Source organism: Rhizobium sp. PP-CC-3G-465 (genome assembly GCF_004343445.1).
In the GTDB taxonomy this organism is placed as follows: domain Bacteria; phylum Pseudomonadota; class Alphaproteobacteria; order Rhizobiales; family Rhizobiaceae; genus Ferranicluibacter; species Ferranicluibacter rubi.
In genome coordinates, this window is record NZ_SLYH01000004.1 from 210,746 (window position 1) to 225,908 (window position 15,163).

At 64.2% G+C, this 15,163-nt stretch carries 11 protein-coding genes; 5 read left to right on the top strand and 6 right to left on the bottom strand.

Annotated elements, in window-relative coordinates:
* The first annotated feature begins 109 nt into the window (after nucleotides 1-109).
* The 3 genes from C8J33_RS17000 (at nucleotide 110) to C8J33_RS17010 (ending at nucleotide 4,901) form a co-directional block, all read left to right on the top strand.
* The gene (locus tag C8J33_RS17000; protein WP_110801303.1) at nucleotides 110-1,639 is read left to right on the top strand and encodes an MFS transporter; all 1,530 of its coding nucleotides are present in this window, start codon (nucleotides 110-112) and stop codon (nucleotides 1,637-1,639) included.
* Between the two features lie 322 nt (nucleotides 1,640-1,961).
* Entirely contained in the window at nucleotides 1,962-3,344 is a 1,383-nt protein-coding gene (locus C8J33_RS17005; protein ID WP_132664966.1) for an aspartate aminotransferase family protein, read from the top strand.
* A 285-nt stretch (nucleotides 3,345-3,629) separates the two neighbouring features.
* Nucleotides 3,630-4,901, top strand: a complete 1,272-nt coding sequence (locus tag C8J33_RS17010) for an MFS transporter (RefSeq protein WP_132664967.1) — start codon at nucleotides 3,630-3,632, stop codon at nucleotides 4,899-4,901.
* Between the two features lie 61 nt (nucleotides 4,902-4,962).
* Here the strand turns inward: C8J33_RS17010 and C8J33_RS17015 are convergent, their stop codons facing one another.
* The 5 genes from C8J33_RS17015 to C8J33_RS17035 all read right to left on the bottom strand — a co-directional run bounded on the left by C8J33_RS17015 (nucleotide 4,963) and on the right by C8J33_RS17035 (nucleotide 11,378).
* A complete protein-coding gene (locus C8J33_RS17015) occupies nucleotides 4,963-5,751 on the bottom strand; it encodes an inositol monophosphatase family protein (RefSeq protein ID WP_110801299.1) in 789 nt (262 codons plus the stop codon).
* Nucleotides 5,752-5,776: 25 nt separating this feature from the next.
* Entirely contained in the window at nucleotides 5,777-6,838 is a 1,062-nt protein-coding gene (locus C8J33_RS17020; protein WP_110801298.1) for an ABC transporter ATP-binding protein, read from the bottom strand.
* Nucleotides 6,835-9,078: an ABC transporter permease gene (locus C8J33_RS17025; protein ID WP_110801297.1), complete on the bottom strand. Its 2,244-nt coding sequence runs from the start codon at nucleotides 9,076-9,078 to the stop codon at nucleotides 6,835-6,837. The genes C8J33_RS17020 and C8J33_RS17025 overlap by 4 nt, the downstream gene beginning before the upstream one ends.
* 80 nt (nucleotides 9,079-9,158) lie before the next feature.
* Nucleotides 9,159-10,184: an ABC transporter substrate-binding protein gene (locus C8J33_RS17030; RefSeq protein ID WP_110801296.1), complete on the bottom strand. Its 1,026-nt coding sequence runs from the start codon at nucleotides 10,182-10,184 to the stop codon at nucleotides 9,159-9,161.
* 171 nt (nucleotides 10,185-10,355) lie between these two features.
* Nucleotides 10,356-11,378: an ABC transporter substrate-binding protein gene (locus tag C8J33_RS17035; protein WP_422038480.1), complete on the bottom strand. Its 1,023-nt coding sequence runs from the start codon at nucleotides 11,376-11,378 to the stop codon at nucleotides 10,356-10,358.
* A 216-nt stretch (nucleotides 11,379-11,594) separates the two neighbouring features.
* On the opposite strand from C8J33_RS17035, the gene C8J33_RS17040 reads away from it, so the two are divergent.
* Both C8J33_RS17040 and C8J33_RS17045 read left to right on the top strand, forming a co-directional pair.
* The gene (locus C8J33_RS17040) at nucleotides 11,595-12,338 is read left to right on the top strand and encodes a response regulator transcription factor (RefSeq protein ID WP_110801294.1); all 744 of its coding nucleotides are present in this window, start codon (nucleotides 11,595-11,597) and stop codon (nucleotides 12,336-12,338) included.
* Nucleotides 12,335-14,452 carry an ATP-binding protein gene (locus C8J33_RS17045; RefSeq protein WP_132664968.1) on the top strand — a complete coding sequence of 706 codons (2,118 nt, stop codon included), beginning with the start codon at nucleotides 12,335-12,337 and terminating at the stop codon, nucleotides 14,450-14,452. The genes C8J33_RS17040 and C8J33_RS17045 overlap by 4 nt, the downstream gene beginning before the upstream one ends.
* Here C8J33_RS17045 and C8J33_RS17050 read toward each other — a convergent pair.
* Nucleotides 14,439-15,146 (bottom strand): ArsR/SmtB family transcription factor, encoded by a 708-nt coding sequence (locus C8J33_RS17050; protein WP_110801292.1) that lies wholly within the window; start codon nucleotides 15,144-15,146, stop codon nucleotides 14,439-14,441. The two genes, C8J33_RS17045 and C8J33_RS17050, sit on opposite strands and share 14 nt — an antisense overlap.
* Nucleotides 15,147-15,163: the final 17 nt, after the last annotated feature.

The following is a 15,163-nucleotide window of genomic DNA, read 5'->3' on the forward strand; positions in this document are numbered from 1 at the left end:
CGTTATATCCGGAAGAATGACGCCATTTTCGAATACTCAATCATAAATATACTGAAGCGCAAAGAGGGCGCGTGTTGGCGCACCATTCTCCAGCTTCAGGGAAACACGCATGTCATCCTCATCCCGCGCGTCTGACGGACCTCGAACATGGCTGGCTTTGCTGGCCGTCTGCCTTGCCGCTGCTGCCATGCCCCTCACGTTCACGGGCACGGCGGTGGCGTTGCCCTCCATCGGGCGGGCGCTGGGCGGCAGTCCGGTCGCCATCGCCTGGGTGACGAACGCCTTCATGCTCACCTTCGGATCGACCCTGATGGCAGCGGGCGCCTTGGCGGACAGCTATGGCCGCAAGCGGATCTTCCTGGCGGGTGTCGGATCCTTCGCAGTGGTCTCGTTCGCGCTCGTTTTTGCCACAGATATTCTGGTGTTCGATCTCTTGCGCGCGGCCCAAGGGTTTGCAGCGGCTGCAGCGTTTTCGGGCGGCATGGCCGCCCTGGCGCAGGCGTTCGAGGGGCCGGCGCGGCTTCGCGCCTTCAGCATCGTCGGCACCAGCTTCGGCGTCGGCCTGTCGCTCGGCCCGGTGGCCTCGGGCCTGATGATCGAGGCACTCGGCTGGCGCAGTATCTTCCTGGCGGTGGTCGTCTTTGCCGTTCTCGCCTTCATCTTCGGCTGGTACGCATTGAAGGAGAGCCGGGATCCGGCGTCTCGCGGGCTCGACTGGGGCGGAGCGCTGACCTTCACCGCGGCGCTCGGCCTCTTCACCTACGGCATTTTGCTGGCGCCCGAGCGTGGCTGGAGCGACGGCATGGTCTTGGGATTGCTGGCAGGCGCACTCGTCTTCCTCCTCGCGTTCGTGGTCACTGAACGCGCGGTCTCCCGGCCTATGCTGGACCTCTCCTTGTTCGCCTATCCCCGTTTCGTTGGCGTTCAGCTGCTTGCGGCGGCTCCGGCCTATGGCTTCGTCGTCTTGCTGGTCTTGCTTCCCGGGCGCTTCATCGGCGTAGAGGGTATGGGCGAGGCGGCGGCGGGGACCTTGATGATCGCGCTTTCGGCGCCGCTGCTGATCCTGCCGATCGTGGCCGGACTTCTGACGCGCTGGCTCCGCCCTGCCACGATTTGCGGGGCGGGTTTGCTGATCTCGGCCGCCGGTCTGCTCTGGCTGTCGCAGATCCCGGTCGGTGCTCCGGTTCTTGCACTCGCTTTGCCCATGCTGGTGATCGGTACGGGCATCAGCTTTCCCTGGGGGCTGATGGATGGCCTTGCGGTCAGCGTTGTGCCCAAGGAGCGCGCAGGAATGGCGACAGGCATTTTCAGCACCACGAGGGTCGCCGGCGAAGGCGTTGCGCTCGCGGTCGTCAGCGCGATCCTGTCGATGCTGGTTGCCGACGGATTGAAGGGAAGCGCCATACCTTCGACCATTGCGACGAGCGCCCAAAGGCTTGCCGCCGGAGATCTCGGCGCGGCCGGGAATGCCTTGCAGGGAATCGATCGGGCAGTGCTGACGTCGCTCTACTCGAATGCCTTCAGCAACCTCCTCCTCCTGCTGACCGCCATCACCCTTCTGACCGCCCTCGTGGTCTTCGTCTTCCTCAGGACGAACGCTCACGATGTGAGCGAGGCTAGGGTCGAAAGCGCGGCCTGAAGAATTCGATCAGGCTGCAGTACGCCTGCAAGCGATCGCCGAAGTCGGCAAGCCAGGGCGCCGCACGACCTCGCTCTTCGTGAAGGACGCGTGGAAATCGCAGGCCGGCCAGGAACCGGTCTTGCTATTCCCGAGGTCGTCGCCCATGCTCAGCCAGGCACAGGACCGATCAGCGGAACGGGTTGTTTCGCTGCGAAGCGCTCCCTCCATGTCCGACTGTGCGATGGACCATGTCATTGCCGACGGGCGCAGCAATACGCTCGGTTCCTGACACGGCCTGTCGCGACGACGTCTTCCCTTATCCCCCTCCGCGAGACCCTTCATGACGCCTCTCTCAAATTCCCTTGCCGACGCCGATATCGCCAATGTGCTGCACCCCAATACGAACATGCGCCAGCATGAACGCACCGGGCCGCTGGTGATCGATCGCGGCGAGGGCATCCGGGTCTACGACAATACCGGCAAGGAATATATCGAGGGGCTGGCTGGTCTGTGGTCCGTCGCCGTCGGCTTTTCCGAGCCCCGGCTCGCCGAGGCTGCTCACCGGCAGATGCTGAAGCTGCCCTATTATCATACGTTCTCGTCGAAATCGCACGAGCCTTCGATCCGGCTTGCCGAAAAGCTGGTCGAGATGACGCCGCCGAACATCTCCCGCGCTTTCTTCACCTCGTCGGGTTCGGAAGCCAACGACACGATCGTCAAGATGGTGTGGTACATGAACAATGCGCTCGGCCGCCCGAACAAGAAGAAGTTTCTGTCCCGTATCAAGGGCTATCACGGCATCACGGTTGCGTCCGGCAGCCTGACCGGCCTGCCCACCAACCACCGCGATTTCGACCTGCCGGCCATCCCCGTGCATCATCTGACGTGCCCGCATTTCTACCGCTTCGGGGCGCCCGGCGAAGACGAGGCGGCCTTCACGGCACGGCTGCTCGCCGAACTCGAGACGGTCATCGCAACCGAAGGCGCCGACACAATCGCCGCCTTTATCGGTGAGCCGCTGATGGCGGCAGGCGGCGTGATGCCGCCGCCGGTCGGATACTGGGAAGGTGTGGAGCGGATCTGCCGCGCCCATGACATCCTGATTGTTTCCGACGAAGTCATCTGCGGCTTCGGGCGTCTGGGGACGCCGTTCGGTTGCCAGAAATATGGCTTCACGCCCGACATCATGACGCTGTCGAAGCAGATCACGTCGTCCTACATGCCGCTGGCCGCGGTCTTGTTTTCGGACCCGATCTACCAGGCGATCGCCGACAACTCGGAGAAGATCGGCATGTTCGGCCACGGCTACACCGCCTCCGGTCACCCGGTGGCAACCGCCGTCGCGCTCGAAAACCTCGCGATCATCGAGGAGCGTGACCTGATGGGCAATGCCGCCCGTCTTGAGGCACAGTTCCAGGCGGGACTCCAGGCCTTTGCGGATCATCCGCTGGTGGGCGAAGCGCGAGGTGCCGGCCTTATCGGCGCCGTCGAACTGGTCGCCGACAAGGCGACGCGCAAGCCGTTCGACAAGCTCGGCCGTGCCGGCGCCCTGGCCTCCACCATCGGCCATGAAGAGGGATTGATCTTCCGGGCGATCGGCGATCAGCTGGCACTTTGCCCGCCCTTGATCGTGACGCCCGAGGATATCACCGAGATCATGACCCGCATGGGGCGCACACTCGACCGCCTGACGGGCGCCGTCGCCGCAGAAGGGCTGGCGTAACTCTGAGCAGGATATCTCCGCCGGACCTGCCACACTTTCCGGAGCGACCATAACTCGCGGGTTATCAATCCGCGAGAAAAACTCATTTTACCGAACCGGAGGATCCCTGCAGTATCGGAGCCGGAGGGCGGACGTGTGAATTTTCCGCAGATGGGAAAGGCCACGGTCCGTTGTCAGGACGAGAGAGTAAGCCGCAATGCTTGACGCTCCCTGTTTCTGCCCGCGGGGGAAACGGCAGAGCGACGTGCTTCTCTCCCGTCGATATAGGCTTGGGAAGGAGAGAAAATGACAATCGGAAAGAGCGGCGTCGCGGTCGGATGGGTCGCGACACTCTGTTGGGCCGCTGTGGTGCTGGACGGTTTCGATCTCGTGGTACTGGGAGCTTTGATCCCGACGTTGACGGGCGGTGAAACGCCGTGGATGACGGCGCCGGAAGCGACCTTCGTATCGACCATCAGCCTTGTCGGCATGACGCTCGGGGCGTTGTCGATCGGTATCGCGACAGACAGCCTCGGCCGCCGCAAGGTGATGATCTGGGCGGTTGCCGCCTTCTCGCTGCTGACGCTCGCCTGTGGCCTGGCGCAGAACTGGTGGCAGCTCGGTATCTTCCGTTTCCTTGCTGGCTTCGGGCTGGGCGGCTGCTTACCGACAGCCATTGCCATGGTCACCGAGTTTTCACGCGGCAAGGCCGGCAAGGCCTCGACCACGGTCATGACCGGCTATCACGTCGGGGCCGTTTCGACGGCCCTTCTCGGTCTATTGCTTCTGCCATCGCTCGGCTGGCGCGCCATGTTCTTCGCAGGCGCCGTTCCCGGTTTCGTGCTCGTCCCGCTGATGATCCGTTACCTGCCGGAATCTCCGGCTTTCCTGCTCGCCAAGGGTCGAACCGAAGAGGCCCGCCAGATTGGCGATGCCTTCGGTCTCAATATCGACGCGCCGGTGGCCGGTCAGCCGAAGGAGCGGCCGTCGATCGCCACCCTTCTTCGCCCGCCGATCCTGCGCAACAGCATCGCCATCTGGGTGACGTCCTTCATGGGACTTCTTCTGGTCTACGCGCTGAACACCTGGCTTCCGGCGATGATGGTCGCCGCCGACTACGGGCTTGAGCGCGGGCTTTGGCTGCTTCTACTTCTCAATGCGGGTGCCGTCGTCGGTCTGATCGTCGCCGGGCGCGTCGGCGACGCAATCGGCCTGAAGCGGGCCGCGGTGTTGTGGTTCGTCTGCGGCGGCGTCCTGCTGGCCATCCTCTCGGTGAAAACCCCGGTCGGGTTGCTGTATCCTCTGGTGTTCATGACCGGTTGCTTCGTCTTTTCGGCCCAGGTCCTCGTCTATGCCTTCACCGCCGCAAACCACCCGCCTGCCATCCGCGCCACCGCGCTCGGCATGTCGGCGGGCGTCGGCCGCCTTGGTGCTATCGCCGGTCCGCTGGTCGGGGGAACGCTCGTGTCGCTCGGCATGGGCCACCCGTGGGGCTTCTACGCGTTCGCAGCCGTTGGCTTTGTCGGCGCCCTTGCCATGCTGGGGACGCATACGCTGCGGTCGGCACGGGACGCGTGACGAGAAGGGACATGGTCCGCGGGCCGCATAATTCTGCGTGCTGCCCGCGGCTGAGACGGTGCTAGACCCCGGCAATGCGCCGCAGATCGTCCACGGCGCCGGGAGCCGCGGCCAATACCGCGGCGCCGCGGGTTAGCTGCTCGCCTTCGACGGGGAAGGGATGGTGCCAGCCGCCGGCCTCCGTCACCAGGCAATAGCCTGCAAGGCAATCCCAGGCATGCATGTAGGGTTCGTAATAGCCGACCAGCCGGCCCGCCGCGACATAGGCGAGCATCAGTGCGCCCGACCCATTGCGGATGAAATTGCCGCCGGCTTCCATCAGCGTTTCCACCATCTTTCCGACGAAGGCCGGTGTGACGTAATTGTTGGCGCCGATGCCGGTGACGGCGTTGCGGATGGTGCGTGATGGGTCGAGGGTCAGCACCCGGCCGTTGAGCACGGCGCCTTTGCCCGTGGCTGCGGCGTAGAGCTCATCGAAGCAGGGCGCGTAGATCACGCCGATCACCGGCTTGCTGTTGAAGAGGACCGCGATGGAAACGCACCAGCTCGGCATGCCGTTGACGAAGGGGCTGGTGCCGTCGATCGGATCGACCACCCAGGTATAGCCTGAGGCGCCCGTGGCAAGGCCGTACTCTTCGCCGAGAAATCCGTCATCCGGGTGGGCGTCGGCCACCGCGGCGCGAATCAGGTTTTCCACCTCGCGGTCGGCGATCGAGACGACGTCCTGCGCGTCGCGCTTGGTTTCGATGACCAGTGTTTCGCGGCGGTTGAAATAGTCGAGAGCGACAGCGCCGGCGTTGCGGGCGATCGTCTGCGCGAGAGCGAAGCGGGCGTCGAGATCATGCGTCATGTGAAGTCCTTGTGTACGAAGCGGCTCAGTCGTTGATAATGGCAATGCCGCGTCCTTTGAAGCCGACAGCGACATCTGTTGCAGGCGGCAGCGCCCGTTCCACCGCGGGATCGACCACGAACAGCCGCCCGGTGCCGGTCTCCACCTCATATTCCACATGGTCGCCGAGGTAAGCGGCATGGGTAATCCGCCCCGGGAAGGCGGCGGTTGACGCCGGCTCCAGCGTAATCGAGTTCGGTCGCACGGCAAGCTTGGCAGGCCCTGGCCGTGCGTTGCGGCTGGGCACGCGATGTTCGAGCGCCCCGATGCGAATGGTCGCGTCCGCCCCTTCGACGCGGATGACGTCGCAGGCGACGACGTTGGCCTCGCCCATGAAATCGGCGATGAAGGCCGAAGCGGGGGCCTCGTAGAGATCGCGCGGCGAGCCCTCCTGTGCGATCACGCCATCCTTCATGATGATGATGCGGTCGGAGACGGCCAGCGCTTCGTCCTGATCATGCGTCACGTAGACGGCGGTGAAGCCGAGACGCTGCTGCAGCTCGCGGATTTCGGTGCGCACCTGCCGGCGCAGGCGCGCGTCGAGGTTGGAGAGCGGCTCGTCGAGCAGAAGCACCTGCGGCTCCAGCACCAGCGCCCGGGCGACGGCCACGCGTTGCTGCTGGCCGCCGGAGAGTTCGGCGGGAAGCCGCGCGCCCATGCCGGCAAGGCCGACGAGCTTCAGGCCCTCTTCCGCCCGCTCGCGCGCGTCCTTTCGCTTCATGCCGGAGGACTCGAGGCCGTAGGCCACGTTGTCGAGCGAGCTCATATGCGGAAACAGCGCGTAGGACTGGAACACCATCGACACGTCGCGCTCATTGGCCGGCAGCATCGTCACGTCCTTGCCGCCGATGAGGATCTGCCCGGAGGTGGGATGTTCGAGGCCCGCGAGCATGCGCAGCGTCGTGGTCTTGCCGCAGCCCGAGGGGCCGAGCAGGGTCACGAGCTGGCCGGGCTCGATGGTGATGGACAGGTCGTGAATGGCGGTGAAGGCACCGAACTGCTTCTTGACGTGCTGGAAGACGACGGAACCGGCGCGGGAATGGATCATGCTGTTTTCTCCTGACCGAGAAGGGATGAAGGCGCGGAGCGAAGGCCGGCGACCCGGTTTTCACGGCGCAGCCGGCGTTCGCCGACGAGAAGCTGGAAGCCGGCGATGATGACGATCATCACGACGATCAGCATGGAGGAATAAGCAATCGCCACGCCATACTCGCCGTTCTCGACAAGGCCGACGATGTAGGAGGTCGCCATGTTGTATTCGGCGCTGACGAGGAAGATGACCGCGCTGATGGAGGTGATCGCCCGCACGAAGGAGTAGACCAGTGCTGCCGTGATCGCCGGGCGCAGCAGCGGCAGGATGACCTTGCGCATCGTGCGGAAGCTCGTGGCGCGCAGCGTCAACGACGCCTCGTCGAGGCTCTTGTCGAGCTGGCTCATGGCCGCCACCCCGCCACGTACGCCGACCGGCATGTTGCGGAAGACGAAGCAGGCGATGAGGATCAGCGCGGTGCCGGTCATCTCAAGCGGCGGCAGGTTGAACGCCATGATGTAGCTGATGCCGATGACCGTGCCGGGAATGGCAAAGCTCATCATCAGCGCGAACTCGAACACGTTGCGACCGACGAATTTCTGACGGACGATGATGTAGGCCGTGAGCAGCCCGACAGCGGCCGTCAGCGGTGCCGAGATCAGCGCGATCTCCATGGTCGTCCAGAAGGAATTCCACGCGACGCCGGTCCAGGCGAGCACGCCGTCGCGCATCTCGACCGAAAAGGCTCTGGCGTAGTGATCGAGCGTCAGCGAATTGTCGAGCCCCCAGGTTTTGACGAAGCCGCCGAAGAGGATCATGCCGTAGATGACGATGGTGAAGAGCATCCACGGAACGACGAGGGCATGCACGCCGATGGAGAGCGAGCGCGGTAGGGCGATGTGCGATCCGCTGTCGCCTTTGCCGGTGACGGTCGCGAAGTTCTTGCCGGCCAGCCAATAGCGCTGGGCGAGAAATGCGGTGAGCGTGAAGCAGAGCAGGATGATGGCGAGCACCGCGGCGCGCGAGGGATCGTTCTGCGAGCCGACGACGGCAAAGAAGATCTCGGTCGAGAGCACCCCGTGGCTGCCGCCGAGCACCAGCGGATTGCCGAAATCGGCCATGCTTTCGATGAAGCCGATGAGGAACGCATTGGCGATGCCCGGCTTCATTAAAGGCAGCGAGACCCGCCAGAAGGTGCGCCAGCGATCGGCGCGCAGCGTCTGTGATGCCTCTTCCATCGATGGGCTGACGCCTTCGACAACGCCGATGAGCACGAGGAAGGAGATGGGCGTAAACGACAGGACCTGCGCAATCCAGATGCCGGTCATCCCGTAGAGCCAGCGGCCGGGCTCGATGCCGAACAGGCTGGAGAGCGCTTCGGTAACGACGCCGGCGCGGCCGAAGAGCAGCGTCAGCGCAAGGCCGATGACGAAGGGCGGCGTGATGATCGGCAGGACGGTGAGGAGGCGCAGTCCCTTCTTGAAGGGAAAGCGCGTGCGGGTGGCGACCAGCGCAAAGGCCAGCCCCATGATGGTGGAGCCGCCGGCCGTCATGATCGCCAGCCACAGCGTGCGCCACGCAACGCCGCACCGCTCCCCGCCGACGACGCAGCCGAGGCTCCAGATGGCGGGGTCCTGAATGTTGCGGGTGAAGCCGTCCGGATTGAGCGAGCCGTCGAAATCCTGAAACGCGCCGACCAGCATGCTGCCGACCGGGTAGAATACGAAGATCGCAACGAGAAAGACGAGAAGCGCGATGGAAGCGACGACGAAGGCATCGCCCTTCATGGCGCCGCGCTCGGCAAGGCCGAAGGAGAAGAGGAGCACGAAGACCAGCGCCGAGAGCATGGCGCCGGCGCCCATCGACGGTTGCCCGTCGGACAGCGCCCCGAACAGAGTCTCACTGATCGTCCAGGACCAGCCGGAATAACCGATAGCCAGCCCCTGCAGCGTTAGGAACACCACGCCGATGGCACCGGATAGGACAAGGAGCGCGCCGCGTCGTTTCGGATCTCGCGTGAAGCGGGCAATGCCGGCGACCACCAGCATCAGCGCAGCGATGGCGAGCCACCAGCGGCCGTGCAGAAGGATCTGCAACAGGCCGGGCGAGACCGAGGCTTCGCCGGGGAAGCCCGACAACCAGCCGAGCCCCAGAAACCCGCCCTCGATCCTGTACCAGGGGACGAGTAGGAAGGCCAGAATGCCAAGACCGAGCGTGATATCCAGTCTGCGGTTACGATTGTCTTTGCCGGTATCCATCCCGATCCCCTCTTCAAGCCATGCCATGTTTCAAAGCCTTGCGCCGGCCAACACCTCCGCCAGCCGGCACGAGGCGCGTATCAGTTCGCGTTGGCGCTAATCTCGCGGTCCCAGCGCTCCAGCAGTTCCTTGCGCTTGGCCGGGTCGCCATAGGTCTTGAAGTCGTAGTCGATCAGCTTGATGTCCTCGAAGCGCGGCGCCTCCTTGGGGATCTCGGCCGACTTGTTGGACGGCAGCTGGAAGGACTTGGCGTCCTTCATGCGCGACTGGACGGCGGGCGAGAGTGCCCAGTCGTACCAGATCTTCGCATTGTCGAGGTTCTTCGCGCCCTTGACGATCGACATGGAGCCGATCTCGTAGCCGGTGCCTTCGCAAGGTGCGACCGACTTAACCGGGAAGCCTTCCGCCGTCTGGGCTACCGCGTCATGCATGAAGACGATGCCGATGGCCGTTTCGCCACGGGCCGCCGCCTTCACCGGAGCGGAGCCGGACTTGGTATATTGCGAGATGTTGGCGTTGAGCTTCTTCAGGTAGTCGTAGGCCTGGTCCTCGCCCATGATCTGGACCAGCGAGGCGAGCGCGGTATAGGCGGTGCCCGACGAGTTCGGATTGGCGATCTGGATCTCGCCCTTGAAGGCGGGATTGAGAAGATCGGCCCAGCATTTCGGCTCGGTAAAGCCCTTCGCCTTGAAGATCTCGGTGTTGTAGCCCCAGCCGAGCGCGCCGGCATAGACGCCGACGGTCTTGAAGCCGGAGCCTTCGGCCTGCTTCTGCGCCCAATCCTGCAGCTGGTCGAGCAGCGGCGACTTGTATTCCTGCGTCAGTCCGTCGGACGCCGCCTGCATATGGGGATCGCCGGTGCCGGCCCACCAGATATCCGTCTTCGGATTGCGCGCCTCCGCGCGGATCTTGGCGTAAGTTTCGCCCGACGACAGGCGCACCATATTGACCTTGATGTCGTGGTCCTTCTCGAAGTCGCCCTTCATCTGCTCGCAGATGACAACGTCTGCCGAGCAGATCAGGTTGAGCGTACCGGCCGCCTGCGCCGACGTGGCGGTCAGCGCGGTCCCTGCCATCCATAGAATGGCGGCTGTGGTGGTTTTCATGGTCTTTCCTCCTTGGTTGAACGTATTTTCGGACGACACGGGGACGCCTTGCCCATTTGCATCTGCAATCGGGCTGACGTGTTCCGTCCTGTGTGTGATGCCTCGGCGCCGGCGGAAACGCGCAGGCGACGGTCTTGCCGGAGAGGGCAGCTTCCTCTCCCTCGTATTTGGTCAGGGGATCCCGCGGATCTCGCTGTCGAAACGTTTCAGAAGCCGGCGGCGCTCGTCCGCCGAGCCGAAGGTCGCGAAGTCGTAATCGACCATCCGGATCATCGAAATGTCAGGTGCACCGGGCGGCAGGGACGCGCCGGCATTGGACGGCACCTGGTTCTGCCCGGCGGCAGCCCCTGTCGCCTGTCCCTCGGCACTCAGCGCAAAATCGACGAAGGCGCGGGCCGCCTCCAGGTTTTTCGCACCTTTGACGATGCTGACGGCGCCGATCTCGTAGCCCGTGCCTTCGCAGGGCGCGACGATTTCGAGTGGGTAGCCCGCCTGCCGCAGCGTCACCGCGTCGTGGATGAAGGAAATACCGATCAGCGTCTCGCCATGGGCGGCATCCTTGACCGGGGCCGAACCCGACTGCGGATAGGCACGGATATTGGCGCCGAGCCGGCCGAGATATTTGAACGCCTCATCTTCCCCGAAGAGCTGAACCAGCGTCGCCAGCGCGGTATAGGCCGTCCCCGACGAATTCGGATCGGCAAGCTCGATGGCGCCGGCATAGGTTCCATCGAGCAGGTCCTTCCAGCAGGCCGGGGCTTTAAGGCCCTTCTGCTTCAAAAGGTCGGTATTGTAGGCAAAGCCGAGCGCTCCGGCATAGATGCCTGCGGAATGCCCGCCCGAGAGATCGAAGAAATTGTCGGCCCAAGGCAGCATCGCGGTGGTCGTTTGCGGCTGGTAGGATTGCAGCAAGCCTTCGTCGGCCGCCTGCAACTGCGCATCGCCCGTGCCGCCCCACCAGACATCCGTTTGCGGATCGGCCTTCTCATTGCGCACCTGATCGAGGATCTCGCCGGTGCTCTTGCGCGTGACGGTCGCGTCGATCCGCAACCGTGTCATCACCGCGTATTTCATGGCCGCGCACCAGGCCTCGTCCACACCGCACAGCACGTTGAGCCGCGCTATGGGCTCTGCACGTGCGGTCACGCCGAACGACAGACACGCCGCCGCTGCCAGACAGATGAACGTCCTCACCAAAAGCCTCCACTCGGGAACAATGATGTCCCGACCTCCGCAGCCAGAATGGCAGATACAGCGAACGCTTCAAGGACGGAGTGGTTACCGTTGTTACAGCCGATATTTCCGACGGTTGCGAACCTTTCAAATGTTACATTTGTGACAGATCGCGTCATCGGCAAGCATTTGAACATTCCGTCCCGAAGCCTATGCTGCTGCAGGAGGAATTTCGATATGCAGGTGAAGATTCTGATCGTGGAGGACGATCCGGATATGGCGGAGATGTTGTTCGATCTCGTGGAGGCGGAGGGCTGGACGCCGTTCGTGGCGGGTTCGGCCGAGGAGGCGACGGCCTTCCTGTCGCGCGAGATCGTGCATCTCATCCTGCTGGATCACAATCTCCCCGGTGCGTCGGGGCGAACATTCGCGCAGCGCATTCGCAGCAGCATGGATGTGGGCATCATCATGGTGACGGCGGCCGGCAGCTCGGCCGAGCGCGTGCTGGGCCTGGAGACAGCCGCTGACGACTATATCGTCAAACCGTTCGAGCCGATCGAGCTTGCCGCCCGTATGAAGGCAGTGCTGCGCCGCTCGGTCCTGATGTCGAAGCCCGAGCGCATGCCGGAGCTGGCGGCCGACCTCGCGCCCGCTGCATCGGCGCTCAAGCTCGGAGATTGGACGGTCGACCTGAAGCGCAGGCTGGCCGTCTGCGATGGGCAGCCGGGCAAGACGCTGACGGGTGCCGAGTTCGCACTTCTGGAACTGCTTGCCGAAACGCCCAACCTTCCGGTCACCCGATCCCAGATTCTCGAGCGGCTGGGCAGTGGCACGGACCGCTACGTGGATCGCAATGTCGACGTGCTGGTTCTGAGGCTGCGCCGCAAGATCGAGCAGAACCCGGAACTGCCGCGATACATCAAGACGCGCCGGGGCCGCGGCTACGTGCTGGAAGTTCTGCGCCGCGAGACGGAGCAATGACTCGTCGCGCCTTCTTTTCCTCGATTGCATTCCGTCTTCCCGCTGCCATCCTGCTCATCGGCGCGCTGGTGCTTGGCATTTCCACGGTCGCCATCGTCGGTCTCCTGAAGGCGCGAAACGAGATGGCCACCTATGGCACGCAGGCCTTCGTCAGCCTCGGCAAATCCGCCATCGTTTCCAAACAGGTATCCGACCTCGTTTCCAGCGCGCCCTTCCTGATGAACGCGACCTCGCCCTATCGCATTTCCAGCGAGAGCCGTGCCGTGCTGACCCAGGTCGAGGCGCTGATGATCATGATGCAGCCCCGGCCGGAGCGGACGGCAGCGCCCACCGATGGAAGGGTACTGGCGCTGCTGGGCACGATCCAGCAGCAGACGATTACCATGTTGCAAAATGCCGAGGCGGCGCAGGCGCACAAATCGGATGCCGCGATGGCGCTCAGCCAGATCGCGACGCGGGACATGACGACGGTTCGCAACCTGCAGCCAGGCCTCAACGCCATCGCGCAATCCGCCTCGACATCCGACAGCCTGTTTCAGCTAGGCGAACTCCAGAGGCGCTATGTCCGGGAGCTGTCGATTGCCGAGGCCGCGCCTGTGCGCATGGATCAGGCCGCGCTCGATGCCCATCGCCGCATCTTTGCGGCACAGACGCGGTATTTGCGGGAGATGTTTTCCATTCGCGCCGCGATCACGCGCCTCCACACGGTTTCGCGCGAACTGTCGCTCGCCGTCGAGTTGCAGAACGATAGCGTGGTGGGGAAGCTCGGCGACGATGTGCAGGCGATCTCGCAGATGCTGCAAAGGCTGCTCAGTATCGTCTTCGTCACAGCGCTCCTGATGCTGCTCATCGCAGCGCTCGCCATCCGGTCCGTCATGCGGGTCTCCCGCGGAATCGTTGATCTCTCGGCCGGCATGAACGCGCTCGCCGGCGGGCAGAAGCAGATCGCCGTGCCGCGTTATCGAGGCGACGAGACGGAACTGATCCGGCTGGTGCAGGCTTTCAGCGCCTTCCGCGAGAGCGTCGATCGCGTTAGCCGGATGCGCCGAAAGGCGGAGACGGCGGCCAAGACGATCCGCGCGATCTTTCGCAGCATGAACGAGGGCATCGCCCTGTTCGACGCCGCCGGCAAGCCTATCGCCATGAACCGTCGGGTGATCGAGCTTGTCGGGCGCGGCGGTGCCTCGCGAAAGCTGCCTTTGCAGCGTTTCCTTGATGGTCTGCCCGATATCGATGCCATGGGTTTGCAGGATGCGCTCGACGACACGGAGCGGCCGGGCAAACCCTTCGTCTTCCGCCTGCGCCAGGAAGACGGGCAGGTGGTGGAGGTGTCGCTTTCGCGCCAGATGGATGGCGGTTTCGTTCTCCTTGCGCGCGACGTGACCGAGGCCGACCGGCAGGAGGCCGAGGCCGCCAAGTCCCTGAGGCTCGACGGCATTATGCGCATGACGCACCAGCTCGCCCATGAGGTCGGCAATATGATCGGCATCGTCACCGGCAGTCTCGGCCTTCTGGAGCGCGAGGACGGCGTGACCGATCGCCAGAGGCGGCATCTGAACCGCATCCGCAAGGCGGCCGACCGGGGCCGCGCGCTGTCCTCCAGCATGCTGTCGGTCGCAAGCCAGCAGCAGATCTTTCCCGTGTCGATTGATCTCGGATCCGTGCTGACCGGCATGATCGACGTTCTCGAAATCGCCGTCGGCGAGACCTGCCGGGTCACGCTGTCGACGGCCGGGGATCTGCCGCCGGTCTATCTCGACCCCTCGCTCTTCGAGCAATCCGTGCTCAACCTCTGCCTGAACGCGGCCGCAGCCATGCCGAAGGGCGGAGAGATCGCCATCTCGGCCACCCATGACGGTACATCCGTCGTGGTTTCCGTTTCCGACGCGGGCGTCGGAATGACATCGGAGGCGATCGACAAGGCTTTCGAGCCCTATTTCACGACGCGCATGAAAAACGGCAGTGCCGGCCTCGGTCTTGCAACCGTCTACGGCTTCGTTCGCCAGTCCGGCGGAGATGCGACCATCGAGTCGCGGCTGGGCGAGGGCACCCGGGTAACGCTCACCTTCCCCGATCGGCGGTTTGAAAGCCTTTCAGGCTCTACGACGGCGTGAGCGCCCGACCGATCATGTCTGCAAAGCCGCGATGACCGGCGGGGGTGATCTTCAGCGTCCTGCTGTTCGGCGTCCGCATCACCCATCCGAGCTCGATCGTTCGCGTCAGCAGTGCCGTGCCGAGCCGTCCCGCCATATGCGGCCGGCGCTCGCTCCAGTCGAGGCACATGCGGCAGACCGGACGCTTCGGGCGGTGGGTCGTTGCGAGGTCGATTCCGAAATCGCAGAAGAAGCGATGTCCTTCGTCCGAGAGAACACCGACGCCCTCCGACCGGTGAAGGAGCCCCCGCTGCTCCAGCGTGGCGGTGATCTCGACAGCGAGGCGGCCGGCCATATGGTCGTAGCACGTCCGTGCCCAGCGCATCGCTTCGTCGCGTGGGCCGTGGCGCTTCACCGGCGCGGCCAGCGGCATCTGCGAGAGCGCCATCAGGCCTTCCAGCGCTTGTGCGACGGAGGGCGAGGCGAGCCGGAAATAGCGATGGCGTCCCTGCCGCTCGGCCGTAACGAGCCGTCCATCGAGAAGCTTTGCGAGGTGCCCGCTCGCCGTCTGCGGCGTGATGCCAGCATGAGATGCCAGTTCCCCTGCCGTCAACGCTTCGCCGCCGATCAGGGCGGCCAGCATATTGGCGCGTGCGGGGTCGCCCATGAGATGGGCCGCCTGGGCGATCATGTTGCCGGTGGGAAGGTCGATCATGGCCGCAGACTATCGGT

What these genes read in the sequence shown, in the direction of transcription:
- C8J33_RS17010 (WP_132664967.1), top strand. Translation starts at nt 3,630, where the DNA reads ATGACAATCGGAAAGAGCGGCGTCGCGGTCGGATGGGTCGCGACACTC.
- C8J33_RS17040 (WP_110801294.1), top strand. Translation starts at nt 11,595, where the DNA reads ATGCAGGTGAAGATTCTGATCGTGGAGGACGATCCGGATATGGCGGAG.
- C8J33_RS17020 (WP_110801298.1), bottom strand. Translation starts at nt 6,838, where the DNA reads ATGATCCATTCCCGCGCCGGTTCCGTCGTCTTCCAGCACGTCAAGAAG.
- C8J33_RS17045 (WP_132664968.1), top strand. Translation starts at nt 12,335, where the DNA reads ATGACTCGTCGCGCCTTCTTTTCCTCGATTGCATTCCGTCTTCCCGCT.
- C8J33_RS17005 (WP_132664966.1), top strand. Translation starts at nt 1,962, where the DNA reads ATGACGCCTCTCTCAAATTCCCTTGCCGACGCCGATATCGCCAATGTG.
- C8J33_RS17015 (WP_110801299.1), bottom strand. Translation starts at nt 5,751, where the DNA reads ATGACGCATGATCTCGACGCCCGCTTCGCTCTCGCGCAGACGATCGCC.
- C8J33_RS17050 (WP_110801292.1), bottom strand. Translation starts at nt 15,146, where the DNA reads ATGATCGACCTTCCCACCGGCAACATGATCGCCCAGGCGGCCCATCTC.
- C8J33_RS17000 (WP_110801303.1), top strand. Translation starts at nt 110, where the DNA reads ATGTCATCCTCATCCCGCGCGTCTGACGGACCTCGAACATGGCTGGCT.
- C8J33_RS17025 (WP_110801297.1), bottom strand. Translation starts at nt 9,078, where the DNA reads ATGGATACCGGCAAAGACAATCGTAACCGCAGACTGGATATCACGCTC.
- C8J33_RS17030 (WP_110801296.1), bottom strand. Translation starts at nt 10,184, where the DNA reads ATGAAAACCACCACAGCCGCCATTCTATGGATGGCAGGGACCGCGCTG.